A 13,449-nucleotide genomic window follows, 5' to 3' on the forward strand; every position below is an offset into this window, starting at 1 on the left:
AAAGGGCCCGCGGTCGTGGTGCCCGGGCTCGACGACGGCGTCATGGCACGAGGGTAGGGGCCGGCCGCCGGCACGCCACCGACGCGCCACGTGGACGTCACGGGCGGGCGGCGTGCCCGCGTGCCACGACGGCCCACGACGTCCCCGGACCGAGCGGACGCACCTCGAGCGAGGTCACGGTCGCACGGCCGCCCTCGGCGAACAGTGCCACCCCGTTGCTACCCCCGCCCGGGTAGACGAGGTCCGTGATCGTGGCCTCCCCGTCGTTGCCGAAGACCTCGACGGACGACCGGTCGACGACGACCTGCAGCCGCACGCGTCCGTCGCGGGTGGGCAGCAGCGCGGTGTGCACGCCGGCGAAGCCCGGATGGAAGTCGACCGTGCCGGAGCGTGTCCGGTCGACGTACATCCGTCCGGCCGCGACGTCGTAGCCGACGACCGTGCGCTCGTCGTCCCCGACGCGCACGTGCAGCCCGAGCCGCTCGGCGTCGCCGACCTCGAGCTCGACCGTGACGATCGCGGCGCCGTCGTGCGTCGCCTCGGGGACGCGCACGGTGCCCTCGTCGAGGACCCCCTCATGGTCCCGCAGGCGGATGGGTTCCGCACCGGGCACGTCGACGGGGTGGAAGGTCAGCACGACCCGGCCGTCGACCGTGCGCAGCGCGAGGGTGCGCGGGAACGTCATCGATCCCCGCCACCCGGTGGTCGGCGTCGACGTGGCGTACTCCCAGTTGTTCATCCACGCGATGGCGACCCGCTCGCCGTCCGGGGTGTTCTCGAAGGTCAGCGGCGCGTAGAAGTCCGTGCCGTGGTCGACCCAGGCGTGGCGCTCGAGCGGGGTGGGCACCGGCGCGTCCGTGGCGACGACGTGGTCGAGCAGGATGTGACCCCACCCGCCCGTGCTGGTGTCCGTCACCACGAGCTGCGCGGTGCGCCCGACGAGGTCACCGACGTCCCAGGTGACGGGGGCGAGTTGCTCGGAGTCGCGGCCGGTGGCAGTGCGCACGACCCGCCCGTCCACCACGAGGTTGACCGTCGCCTCGTCCGACCGCGGACGCGCCGGCTCGTCCGAGAGCACGATGTGGTCGACCATGATGTGGCCCCACCCCCCGGTGACCTCGTCGACGACCTCGAGGTGGGCACGCCGCCCGGCGAGCTCGGCGACGTCCCAGGTCGCCCAGTCGAGCGTCCCGCTCTCCCGTCCGGAGGCGGTGCGCACGACCTGCCCGTCGACGACGAGCCGCACGGCGGTGCCGGGCCCCGCACCACCACCGACGAGCATGCTGATCCACGGGCGGTCGACGGTGAACGTCGGGGACACGAGCCGGCCGGTGGCGGAGTCGGGCGGAGGCGTGCACGGGTCGCTTCGGCCGTTCTGGTAGGAGTTGGCCAGGCGCGTGCCGAGGTATCCGCGCACACCCGTCTGGCAGGGGGCGTCGCCGGCGAGCGGACCGGGCCCGAAGGCGGTCCCCTCGACCGTCCAGTCGCCGAAGTCGGTCCCCTCGAAGTCCGCGAGCACCGTGCCCGCGGGCGCTGCGCCGTCGCCGGTGCCCGGGCGGTGGGGGTGCCGGCCGCCGCCGACGAGCATCGTGAGGTGACGGCGCTCGACGGTGAACGGCGGTGACGTGAGGGTGCCGGTGGCGGCGTCTCCGCCACGGAAGCTGTTGACGAGTCCCTCGCCCCGGAAGTCCGTGACGGGGTGCTGACCCGGCAGGGTGCCGGACACCGGTCCGTCGCCGAAGGCGTCGCCGGTGGTGGTCCAGCCCTCGCCGTACGTGCCGCCCTCGAAGTCGGCGAGGACGTCGCCGTCCGGACCCGGCGCGGGGGGCGGGTCGGCGACGAAGCGGGTGCCGTCGAACTCGCCGACGAAGTACTGGGCGCCCGACCCCCCGGCGACGGCTCCGGGGTTGAGGCTCACGACCAGCACCCACCGGGTGCGTGCCGGGTCGCCGTCGACCGGCAGCTCGAACAGGTCGGGCATCTCCCAGACGCCGCCGACGGCGCCGGCCGGCCCGAAGTCGCTGAGGTGCGTCCAGCGGATCAGGTCGTGCGAGCGGTAGAACCGGATGATCCGCTCCTCCGCGAGCGCCACCGCCATCACCCAGTACCCGCCGGCCTCGTACCGGAACACCTTGGGGTCGCGGAACTCGCGCGACCCGATGTCGAGGACCGGGTTGCCCTCGTACGCGGTCCACGTCTCCCCGGCGTCGAGGCTGGAGGCGACCGACTGCGACTGGATGCCCGTGAGCGGGTCCCACGAGGTGTAGGCGGCCACGAGCGGGGTGGTGCCGGGCGTGCCGAGGCCGCTCGTGTTCCCCTCGTCCACGACGACGGTGCCGGAGAAGATGTGCTCCCGCTCGGACCACGGGATCGCGAGGGGCCGCTCCTCCCACGTCACGAGGTCCGTGCTGACGGCGTGGCCCCAGGACATATGGCCCCAGGTGTCCCCGAGCGGGTTGTGCTGGAAGAACAGGTGGTACTGCCCGTCGTACCACACGGGACCGTTGGGGTCGTTGACCCAGTGGCGCTGCGGGGCGAAGTGGACCACCGGCCGGTGCGGGTCGGCTGCGTCCTGGCCCTGCACCGGGGCCGCCAGCCCCGTCATGAGCGCCACCGCGGCCGTCGCGCCCAGGGCGCGGATGCGTCGTCGCACGTCGTCTCCTCGTCGAGATCGTGTGGCCGCGCGCTGCCGTCCGCAGGCGCTGACCCGTCGATCGTCACCAGCCGAAGACAACGTTGTCAAACGCAGCCGACTGGACGACTGTCCAAGGTGACAACGATGTCTTCTTGATGTTCACTCGGGGATCTGCCGGGGTTGACCGATTCGCCCACCGGTTGTAGACACCTCGCAGACAACGTTGTCACGGCCCGTGCACGCGGGCCCCCGAGTGCACGAAGGAGGCACGCATGACCGACACCCAGCCCGTCGTCCTCGAGATGCGCGCCATCACCAAGGAGTTCCCCGGGGTGCGCGCGCTGGACGGCGTCACGATGGCGGTCCGGGCCGGGCAGGTCCACGCCGTGTGCGGCGAGAACGGCGCCGGCAAGTCGACGCTGATGAAGATCCTGTCCGGCGTTCACCCGCACGGTTCGTACGGCGGCACGGTGCTCCTGCAGGGCCAGGAGGTCCGCTTCAAGGACATCAAGGCGTCCGAGCGGGCCGGCGTCGTCATCATCCACCAGGAGCTCGCGCTCATCCCCGAGCTGTCGATCGCGGAGAACATCTTCCTCGGGAACGAGGTCATGAGCCGCGGCCTGATCGACTGGGACGCCACCCGCCGCTGCACGTCCGTGCTGCTCGCGCGGGTCGGCCTGGACCTCGACCCCGCCACGCCCGTCAAGAGCCTCGGCGTCGGTCAGCAGCAGCTCGTCGAGATCGCGAAGGCCCTGTCGAAGGACGTGCGGCTGCTCATCCTCGACGAGCCGACCTCCGCACTCAACGAGGACGACTCCGCGAACCTCCTCGCGCTCCTGCGCGGCCTGCAGGCCCGCGGGATCACCTCGATCATCATCTCCCACAAGCTCAACGAGATCGCGGCGGTCGCCGACGCGGTCACCGTGCTGCGCGACGGGCGGACGGTGGAGACGTACGCGGTGGAGTCCGGCCAGGTCGACGAGGACCGGATCATCCGCGCCATGGTGGGACGGTCGCTCGAGAACCGCTACCCGCACCACACGCCTTCCATCGGCGAGACGATCCTCGAGGTGCGCGGGTGGCAGGTCGACCATCCCACGACGCCCGGGCGGCGCGTCTGCAAGGACTCCGCCTTCCACGTGCGCAGCGGCGAGATCGTCGGCTTCGCCGGTCTCATGGGGGCCGGGCGCACGGAGCTCGCACGGTCGGTCTTCGGTCGCAGCTATGGGACGTACCTGGCCGGCGAGGTGCTGCTGCACGGTCGGCCGGTGCAGCTGCCGACCGTCGAGGCCGCGATCCGCCACGGCCTGGCCTACGTCCCCGAGGACCGCAAGAACCTCGGGCTCAACCTCCTCGACACCATCCGGCGCACCATCACCTCGGCCGACCTGCGGCAGGTCGTGCGGCGCGGGCTCCTCGACGTCGACCGCGAGGGCGCGGTCGCCGAGGGCTACCGGCGCTCCCTGCGGATCAAGAGCCCCACGGTCGACGCCGGGGTCACCACGCTGTCGGGCGGCAACCAGCAGAAGGTCGTCCTCGCCAAGTGGATGTTCCCCGACCCGGACGTGCTGATCCTCGACGAGCCGACCCGGGGCATCGACGTGGGCGCGAAGTACGAGATCTACCAGCTCGTGCAGCACCTCGCCGACCAGGGCAAGGGGGTCGTCGTCATCTCCTCCGAGCTGCCCGAGCTGCTCGGGCTGTGCGACCGCATCTACACGATCTGCGAGGGCCGGGTCACCGGTGTCCTCGACGCCCGGGACGCCGACCAGGAGAGCCTCATGCGGCTGATGACCACGAGCGCCGCGACGACCCCCGCCACCGCCACGGCGTCACGATGACGCGCCGGTGCGCACCGACCCTCGACGGGAGCGGACGATGACATCCTTCAAGCAGGTCCTCGGCGGGGACGTCCGCCAGTTCACCATGGTCTTCGCGCTCGTCGCGCTGCTCGTCGCGTTCGACGTCGCGTCGGGCGGACGCATGCTCACGTCGTCGAACTTCCAGAACCTCCTGTCCGGCAACGCGTACGTCCTGATCCTGGCGATCGGCATGGTCATGGTCATCGTGATCGGCCAGATCGACCTGTCCGTCGGGTCCGTCGCGGGCTTCGTCGGCATGGTCGTGGCTCTCAGCGCACGTGACCTCAACCTGCCGTGGTGGGCCGCCGTGCTGGTGGGTCTCGCCGTGGGCACCGCCATCGGCTGCTGGCAGGGATTCTGGCTCGCGCGGCTCGGCATCCCCGGCTTCATCACGACCCTCGCGGGCATGATGATCTTCCGCGGCGCCGTCATCTGGATCAGCGGCTCCATCAGCGTCCCCGTGCCGCCGGAGCTGCGGTTCCTCGGGTCGGGCTACCTGCCCGAGTGGGGGCCGGCGTTCACCCAGATGAACAACTCGACGCTCCTGCTGGGCCTGATCGCGATCGGGGTGTACGGCTACTCCCAGCTCACGCAGCACCGGCGGGCAGCCGCGTCGGGCGACCGCGCCGAGCCGCTGTGGCCGGTGGTCGTGCGCGTCGTCCTCGTGGGCGCGGTCATCGCCTACGTCACGTGGCTGTTCGGCAGCGGCCGCCCGGGCACGTCGTTCCCGGTGCCGGGCCTCATCCTCGTCGGGCTCGTGATCGTCTACCACGTCGTCACGCAGCGCACGCGGTTCGGCCGGCACATCTACGCGGTGGGTGGCAACCGCGCCGCCGCGGCGCTCTCGGGCGTCAACACCCGCCGCACGTACTTCCTCGTGATGGCGAACATGTCGTTCCTCGCTGCACTCGCCGGGATCATGTTCGTCGGCCGTGCGACGTCCGCGGGACCGTCCGACGGCACCATGTGGGAGCTCGACGCCATCGCGGCCGTGTTCATCGGCGGTGCCGCGGTGTCCGGCGGCATCGGCACCGTGACCGCGTCGATGGTCGGCGGGCTCGTCATGGCCGTCCTCAACAGCGGTCTCATGCTCATGGGCGTCGGCGCCGACCGCACGCAGGTCATCAAGGGCGTCGTGCTCCTGGCCGCGGTCGCCTTCGACGTCTACAACAAGCAGCAGGGCAGGCCGTCGATCACCGGCCTGCTCTGGGAGCGCCTGTCGCGCGGCGGCACGACGCAGGGCGGCCCCGACGCCGCGGCGGCCGTGGCCGCGTCCACGGCGACCGCGCCACCTGCGCTCGGCCCTGTCGAGCCGGAGGGCGACGCACCCGTGGTGCCCGCCGAGGACCGGGCATCGACGGGCCGAGCCGGCTGACCTGACGCACCGCCACCCCGACGTGCGCCGCGCCGACCTCGCGCCGACGCGCACCCACCACCCGACGTACGAACCCGCGGGCACCCCCGCCCGCGGGCGACCAGGCGCACCCCGCAGCGGGTGCGCCCGTGGAGAAGGAGCAGTCATGCGCACCAGATCCCTCGCCCTCGTGGCACTGACCGCCGCCGGCGCCCTCGCCCTCGGCGGGTGCGGCGGCGGCCGCGAAGGAACAGCGGATGCCGCAGCCGCCGGTGCGGGCGACGGCTTCGCCGACGACGCCGTCATCGGGGTGTCCCTGCCGTGGCTCGGTACCCAGAACTGGGCCGAGGCGCAGGAGATGTTCACCACCCGGCTGACGGAGGCCGGCTTCGAGCCGCTCGTCCAGGCGGCGGACAACAAGGTGACCCAGCAGCAGCAGCAGATCGAGGCGATGATCGAGCGCGGCGCCGAGGTGATCGTCGTCGGCCCCGTCGACGGCACCCAGCTCGGCAGCGTGCTCGAGCGCGCCGCCGCGGAGGGCATCGCGGTGATCGGGTACGACCGGCTCATCGAGAACACGCCGGCCGTCGACGCGGTCGTGCAGTTCGGCAGCCTGCGCACCGGCGAGCTGCAGGGGCAGTCGCTCCTCGACGGGCTCGCGGCACGCAAGGGCGAGCCGCCGTACCACGTCGAGCTGTTCGGAGGCGGTCCCGCGGACCCGAACGCCCCGGCGTTCTTCGAGGGCGCCATGTCCGTCCTGCAGCCGAAGATCGACGACGGCACCCTGGTCGTCGGGTCGGGCCAGACCGAGTTCACGCAGGCCGCGACACCCGACTGGGACAACGCCAAGGCCCAGGCACGCATGGACTCCCTGCTGTCGGGCTTCTACAGCGCCGAGGAGATCGACGGTGTGCTGTCGCCGAACGACGGCATCGCGCGCGCTGTCATGACGTCGGCGCAGCAGGCGGGCCAGGAGACACCCGTGGTAACCGGCCTCGACGCCGAGAACGAGTCGGTCGTGTCGGTGTGGCAGGGGCAGCAGTGGTCGACGGTCGCCAAGCCGACCGTCGAGCTGGTCGGCCGCACGGTCGAGCTGATCCAGTCCCTCCAGCAGGGCGAGGCGCTGCCGGAGCCGGACGAGGAGGTCGACAACGGCCAGACGGACGTCGCCGTGTACCTGCTCGACCCCCTCGTGGTGACGCAGGAGAACGCCCAGGAGGTCTTCGCCGACGACCCCAACCGCCTGCAGCTGCTGCAGTAGACCGGTCGCGCCCCGCGGGGACCGACGGCAGCACGTCTCCGCGGGGCGGACCTCGCCCTGGTTCTCCTTGGTCGGGTGGTGCGCAACATGGTGCGACCAACCGGTGTCAAGGATGATCATTGCTTCTCACCATTTGCTCGTGGTAGGCAGGGACCGCGCCGGGTACCAGACCGGCCCGCAGGGGGAGTGCGCGACGGCGCGTCTTCCACCCACGTCGATGACGATCGACCTGCACAAGGCGTGTGCTGTCCGTACACGCTGATCTGCCGCGCCTCGGCAGTGTCGCCGAGCACCGCGGCCGTGCGACAGGGGGCTACTCGTGAACACTCGCACCATGCGCGCGACGTTCGTCGCAGCCGTGTCACTGGCAATGGTCGGAGCACTTCAGCTCCCGTCCGGTGCCGCGCAGCAACCAGACCCGAGCATCCAGCTTCCGCCCTCCGTGGAGCTTCCCGGTGGCAGCACGACGCTCCAGCCGAGAGGTGGTGGTTCCAGCGTCGACGCGGTCTTCTCGCCGCGCTCGTCGTACACCGCCAACTGGACCCGGGCCGCAGCCCTGCAGATCCGGCAGGATGCGTCGAACACCAAGCCTCGGATCCCCGCGGAGTTCCCGATCATGACCGACGAGGTCTGGATCTGGGACACATGGCCGTTGACGACCCTCGACATGGAGCCGGTCGCCTACGAGGGCTGGAACATCATCTTCGCCCTGACCGCGCCGCGGGACATCTTCTTCGGCGACCGGCACTGGCAGGCGAGGATCGGGTACTTCTACTCGCAGGACGCTCAGAACTGGACCTACGGCGGCGACCTGTTCCCGGCCGGCTCCTCGTTCGGGTCGCGTGAGTGGGCCGGCTCGACCGTGCTCACCGACGACGGTGAGGTCCACGCCTTCTACACCGCGTCCGGTCGCGACAACGGTGGGATCGACCCGTCCGACGCGCTCCAGCGGCTCGCGCACGCGGAGGGCCGCGTGCACGTCGACGCGGACGGTGTCTACTTCACCGGCTTCGAGGACCACACGATCATCGCCGAGGCCGACGGGCGGCTCTACCAGACGCTCGAGCAGTCGGAGGCCGGGCCGATCATCTACGCGTTCCGTGACCCGTTCGTCTTCCGCGACCCGACGGACCGCAAGATCTACGCGCTCTTCGAGGGCAACAACGGTGGGGTCGCCGGCTCCCACCGGTGCGACCGCAAGGAGATCGGGCGTGTGCCCGGCGGCCACGTGGTCCCGGACGACGCCCGGTACTACACCGGCAACATCGGCATCATGGAGCTGCGCAACGCCGACTTCACGTCGTGGCGGCTGCTGCCGCCGCTGCTGTCGGCCGAGTGCACGAACCAGCAGACGGAACGGCCGCACCTGATCGTGCACGAGGGCAAGTACTACCTGTGGACGATCAGCCACATGTTCACGTTCGCCCCGGGGCTCACCGGCCCCGACGGCCTGTACGGCTTCGTCGGGCACGGACTGCGCAGCGACTACAAGCCGCTGAACGGCAGCGGCCTGGTCCTGGGCAACCCGCCCGACGCACCGCTGCAGAACTACTCGGACTACGTGATGCCGAACCTGCTCGTCGAGAGCTTCATCGACACCGTGCCCACCGCGGACGGCGGGGTCGTCTACGGCGGCACGCTGGCTCCGACGCTGGAGCTGGAGCTCGAGAGCGACCGGTCGTGGCTCGTCGACGAGCTGCCGTACGCCTACATCCCCGCCATGACGATGTACCCATGGTGACCCTGGCGGGGTGACACGCAGCGGCTGCGACCGCTGACAGCACGAGGAGTCCGGTCCCCGTCCCACGGGGGCCGGACTCCTGCCGTGTGCCCGGCCGTGACACCACGTCGGCGCCCACCGCCGTGTCGACGGAGGTCGGGCTGCGACGACTCGACCTGCGTCGAGCGGAGTGCCGCGCTCCCGTGCGCGGGGCGCGGTCAACGGGGTGGGTGGGCATCGGTGCGGGAGGACTGCCGGGCGCGGACGCGGCGGTCGAGCACCTGCAGCGCCTCGGCGGCGACCTCGAGGGCGGCGACGTGCTCGGGGGACATCCCCGCGAGCGCGTCGGCGATCGGCCCGGCCCACGCCGCCGCGATCGCCTCGTGCTCGACGCGGGCCCGCTCGGTCGGGACGAGCTGGGTGAGACGGCGGTCGTCGGGGTCGAGGCGACGGGCCAGGAGGCCGCGCTCGGCCAGGGTGCGGACCGCGGCGCTCGTGTTGCTCTGCCGCATGCCGAGGTGGCGGGACAGCTCGCCGACGCACAGCCCGGGCGACGCGAGGACGTGCATGAGCACCGCGAGCTCCGTGGTCGGCAACGGCTCGATGCCCGCGACGTGCGGGGTGCTGCGGTGCGCACGGTCCACGCGAGGTCGCGGATCGCCGCGGGCACGTCGGTCGCTCCGGGGCCGAGGGCCCGAGGCGCGCGCGACCACGGTGTGCCCAACGTCACATGCCAAGTCATCGACGAGCATCGACGTCGAGGGTGTCGCGCGATGACGCCGGCACCCGCCACGCGGACGACGCCACGGTGGCAGGATCACGGCATGGGATTCCTCGCGCGCGTGCTCGTCAACGGGGTCGCCATCTGGTTGGCGACCGTGATCCTGCCCGGGCTGACCGTCGTCGGTGCGCAGTCCACTGCGCAGACGGTCGGCATCATCCTGCTCGTCGCCCTGGTGTTCGGCCTGGTGAACGCGATCGTCAAGCCGATCGTCGCCGTGCTGTCCATCCCGCTCTACATCCTCACGCTCGGGCTGTTCACGCTCGTCGTCAACGCGCTGATGCTCATGCTCACCGCGTGGATCACCGAGCAGACCGACTGGGGCCTGCGGATCGACAACTTCGGCACCGCGGTGATCGGTGCCCTCATCGTGTCGGTCGTCAGCTTCGTGCTGTCGTCGGTGACGGGCGCGAGGAAGGACTGACCAGAAACGTAAGTGGAGTTACGATAACTTCACTTACGTTTCCTGGAGGTGGGTGTGCTCCGACGGCCCCCTGACCTGTTCGACCGCGAGCACGAGTGGAGTGAGCTGGCCGAGTTCGCGTCGTCGGTCGCGCCGGGTCTCCGCATCGCCCTCGTCTCAGGTCGGCGACGTGTCGGCAAGTCGTACCTGCTCCGCCGCCTGGCCGAGGCCTCGACCGGACCGACCCTCGTCCACCAGGCGCGCGAGCTCTCCAGCGGCCAGGCCCTCGACGAGTTCGCGTCGGACGTCGCCGACGCCCTCGGGCTCCCCGGAGGGGTGCGCTTCGCGACCTGGGAGGAGGCGTTGCGAGCCGCGCTCGGTGTGCCCCGGCGCGGCTCACCTGCCGCGGGCCTCCGACTCCTCGTCATCGACGAGCTGCCGTACCTCGTCGCTGCCGCGCCGGAGATCCCGAGCATCCTGCAGCTCCTGCACGACGAGGCTCGGACGCGCCCGGACGGGGCATCCACTGCTCTGATCCTGTCGGGCTCGTCGCTCTCGGTGATGTCCCAGCTCCACACCGGCTCGGCGCCGCTCCGCGGCCGCGCGCTGCTGGACCTCTCGCTCCCGGCGTTCGACTACCGCACCTCGGCGCTCTACTGGGACGTGTCCGACGCGGACACCGCGTTCCAGCTCGACGCCATCCTCGGCGGAACGCCTGGATACCGGGCCCTCGTGCCGGGGCCGCCGGCCTCGCCGGACCTCACGACGTGGTTGGGCCGGACCGTGCTCAACCCCGCTTCGGTGCTCTACGGCGAGAAGTCGGTGCTGCTGCGCGAGGACCCGCGGATGGTCGATATCGCCCTCTACAACTCGATCCTGGCCGCCATCGCGGAGGGCCGCCGCACTCCTCGGGAGATCGGCTCTGTCCTCGGGCGTGACTTCAACGGGTTGCGCCACCCTCTCGCGGTCCTCGAAGCCGCCGGGTTCGTGCTGCGCTCCGACGACGTCCTGACCCGCAAACGGCCCGTCTACGCACTGGCCGACCCGATCGTCGCGTTCACCGAGGCGGTGATCGAGCCGCACCGGGCACTGATCGAGGAACGCGACGTCGCCACGGCGTGGCAGCTCGCACAGCCGTCGTACCTCTCGCGAGTCGTCGGCCCGCGGTTCGAGCACACCGCGCGCGTCTGGACCGCGAAGTACGCCGGCGACCGCTTCGGCACCGCCGTCGGCCATGTCGGATCCGCCGTCGTCAACGAGGCGGAGCGTCGCACCCAGCATGAGATCGACGTCGTCGCGCTCCCCCGTGGGGTCCCACCGTTCACGCCGGGCGCACCGGTCCTCGTGCTGGGCGAGGCCAAGGCCACGGCTCGACCACGAGGCGTGACGGACCTGAGACGTCTCGAGCGTCTGCGCGACCTCGTCGCAGCCCGCGGGTACGACGTCTCCGGGACCTCGCTCCTGCTGGTCAGCCGCAGCGGGTTCGACCCCGAGCTGCTCGCCGCTGCGCGTGACGAGCGCATCCACCTCGTCGACCTCCCGACGCTCTACGGCGCCGACCACGGCACCTGAGTCCGCGGTGGCCACTGCGGTGGCTCGCCGAGCGCCGGGGCACCGAGCCGGGGCCCGGGACGGCTCGGCGCGGCGGCACGCGTCGGCTCCGGCTCCTCGACCACCTCGACCGTGACCTGGGTCGTCGTGACCGCCGCTGCACCCTCCCCCAGGACCTCGCCGAGCGCCCGCCGCACGGGGTCGTCGGCGGGCAGATCGGTGAGCGCGTCGTCGACGAGGGCGCCGGTCCGCACGTAGCCGGAGACCGCGTGCGCCTCGACGAAGGACGGTCGCGGCGGCCCTCCCGTCGCGGCGAGGTCCCGCACGACCGACAGCGCGCGCGGGCCACCGCGCTCACCGACGCGGCCGTCGAGGACCGACACGGCGTCCTCGCGGTGCCGCAGCGTGACGGTCGCGACGCCCGGCGGGGGTGCCGCCGGGACGTCGGGCGAGCCCGCGGTGACGACGAGCCGCACCGCGTAGGCCCCCGCGGTCGCCGCGGCGACGTTCGTCGCGACCATCCCGCCCTGGCTGTGCCCCACGAGCGCGACCGGCTCGTCGGCCGCGATCCCGGCGTCGGCCATCGCCTCGACGACGGCGCGCGTCATGACGTCGGGCACACCGCCCGCCAGCGCGAGGTTGGTGCCGTTGTCGGTCGGCACGTCGCCCGTGAGCCCGGCCGCGCGCGTGCCGGGCACCGCGACCACCCAGGCACGGGTGCCGTCGGCGTGGTCGAGACGCTGCACGGTGACCGTCGCGAGCGGGGTGCCGGGCTCACCGGTGGGGGTGTCCTCGTCGTAGGTGCGGGCGACGAGGTCGACGAGGTCCCCGACGCCGCGGGGTGCGGGCAGCGCCGGCGGGTCGGTGCGGGGCACGAGCCGTACGTCGCGCGCCGGGAGCAGCCGGGCGACGTGCGCGGTGAACCGGCGGACCGGGTCGAGGCCGGCGGGTGCGGCCCCGCCCAGCGACGCGAGCGCCGCCGCGAGGAGCTGCAGCGTGCGCGCGGCACGTCCGTCGTCGACGATCCGGTGCGGCGTCGCGAGCAGCCGCTCGACGTCCGCGCGCACGCCCGCGGGCGACAGCGCGCTCCACGGGTCGCGCACCAGGTCCCGCGCCTCGCCGAGCAGCAGGTCCCCGACGGCGACCCCGCCGGCGGCGCTCGTCAGCAGCACCGGACCCAGCGGGCTCGCGGCCGCGACGATCCCGGCCGCGCCCAGCACCCGCCCCCAGCGCGCCTGCGCGTCGGTCTCCGCGAGGTCGTAGGCCGCGGCGGCGTCCCGGAGGCGCGAGGCCAGGTCGCCCGTGTCCCGGGCCAGGGCGCGCGGCCCCCACCTCGCGGTGCACAGCTCCTCGAGCGCGCCGGCCAGGACGCGCGCCTCGGGCAGGTCGGCGCTCAGCAGCTCCGCCTGCCAGGCCGCGGCGCCCAGCCGTCCCCCTGCCGCCTCGAGCCCCTCCTCCGCGACGCGCAGCCGCTGCCCGGCCGCGACCAGCTCCGCCGCGTCCACGAGCACCGCACCCCCGGCGCCGAGGGTCAGCGACCGACCGTCCCTCACCCCCACGGTGTCACCGCCGGTGCGAGCCCGGCCGCCGGCACGAACCCGGCCACCGGCGTGAGCGGGCGCCCCGCGACGCACTGCTGCTCGGCCCGTCGCGCGTCCACCACGAGCCGGTCGACGGCGTCGAGCGCGTCGAGGCAGCGCCGCAGGTCGCCCAGCAGGTCCGCGCGCCGCCCCTCGGCCGCGTCGGCCGCCCGCCCCGCCCAGGTCGCCCCACCCGCACGCACGACCGCGACCTGGGCGGCCCACACCTGGGCGCGCACGTCCGCGAGCGCGGCGGAGATGACGGAGGTCGACATGGCGACGACGCTAGGGACCACGCCCGG

At 72.6% G+C, this 13,449-nt stretch carries 10 protein-coding genes; 6 read left to right on the plus strand and 4 right to left on the minus strand.

The features are described 5' to 3' along the window. Window positions 1–97: 97 nt before the first annotated feature. Entirely contained in the window at window positions 98–2,653 is a 2,556-nt protein-coding gene (locus tag CFLA_RS17130; RefSeq protein ID WP_013118607.1) for a GH32 C-terminal domain-containing protein, read from the minus strand. A 254-nt stretch (window positions 2,654–2,907) separates the two neighbouring features. Between CFLA_RS17130 and mmsA the strand changes: the two genes are divergently transcribed. The 4 genes from mmsA (at window position 2,908) to CFLA_RS17150 (ending at window position 8,853) form a co-directional block, all read left to right on the plus strand. Beyond that, window positions 2,908–4,476 carry a multiple monosaccharide ABC transporter ATP-binding protein gene (gene mmsA, locus CFLA_RS17135; protein ID WP_013118608.1) on the plus strand — a complete coding sequence of 523 codons (1,569 nt, stop codon included), beginning with the start codon at window positions 2,908–2,910 and terminating at the stop codon, window positions 4,474–4,476. A gap of 37 nt (window positions 4,477–4,513) precedes the next feature. Further along, window positions 4,514–5,872, plus strand: a complete 1,359-nt coding sequence (locus CFLA_RS17140) for a sugar ABC transporter permease (RefSeq protein WP_013118609.1) — start codon at window positions 4,514–4,516, stop codon at window positions 5,870–5,872. Window positions 5,873–6,017: 145 nt separating this feature from the next. After that, on the plus strand, window positions 6,018–7,112 hold the full coding sequence (locus CFLA_RS17145) for a substrate-binding domain-containing protein (protein ID WP_013118610.1): 1,095 nt from the start codon (window positions 6,018–6,020) through the stop codon (window positions 7,110–7,112). Between the two features lie 442 nt (window positions 7,113–7,554). Next, window positions 7,555–8,853: a glycoside hydrolase family 68 protein gene (locus CFLA_RS17150; protein ID WP_222836765.1), complete on the plus strand. Its 1,299-nt coding sequence runs from the start codon at window positions 7,555–7,557 to the stop codon at window positions 8,851–8,853. 197 nt (window positions 8,854–9,050) lie between these two features. Here CFLA_RS17150 and CFLA_RS17155 read toward each other — a convergent pair whose 3' ends face one another. Further along, window positions 9,051–9,476, minus strand: a complete 426-nt coding sequence (locus tag CFLA_RS17155; RefSeq protein ID WP_013118612.1) for a MarR family winged helix-turn-helix transcriptional regulator — start codon at window positions 9,474–9,476, stop codon at window positions 9,051–9,053. A gap of 180 nt (window positions 9,477–9,656) precedes the next feature. Here CFLA_RS17155 and CFLA_RS17160 point away from each other — a divergent pair, with 180 nt between their 5' ends. Beyond that, window positions 9,657–10,037, plus strand: a complete 381-nt coding sequence (locus tag CFLA_RS17160) for a phage holin family protein (RefSeq protein ID WP_013118613.1) — start codon at window positions 9,657–9,659, stop codon at window positions 10,035–10,037. Window positions 10,038–10,085: 48 nt separating this feature from the next. Next, window positions 10,086–11,588 (plus strand): AAA family ATPase, encoded by a 1,503-nt coding sequence (locus CFLA_RS17165; protein WP_052302753.1) that lies wholly within the window; start codon window positions 10,086–10,088, stop codon window positions 11,586–11,588. On the opposite strand, the gene CFLA_RS17170 is transcribed toward CFLA_RS17165, so the two are convergent. Further along, window positions 11,564–13,120 (minus strand): hypothetical protein, encoded by a 1,557-nt coding sequence (locus CFLA_RS17170; protein WP_148234411.1) that lies wholly within the window; start codon window positions 13,118–13,120, stop codon window positions 11,564–11,566. The genes CFLA_RS17165 and CFLA_RS17170 overlap by 25 nt on opposite strands. Beyond that, the gene (locus CFLA_RS17175) at window positions 13,117–13,422 is read right to left on the minus strand and encodes a hypothetical protein (protein WP_013118616.1); all 306 of its coding nucleotides are present in this window, start codon (window positions 13,420–13,422) and stop codon (window positions 13,117–13,119) included. Before CFLA_RS17175 ends, CFLA_RS17170 begins: the two co-directional genes overlap by 4 nt. Between the last annotated feature and the right edge of the window lie 27 nt (window positions 13,423–13,449).

The sequence above is a fragment of the Cellulomonas flavigena DSM 20109 genome (assembly GCF_000092865.1).
Classification (GTDB): Bacteria; Actinomycetota; Actinomycetes; order Actinomycetales; family Cellulomonadaceae; genus Cellulomonas; species Cellulomonas flavigena.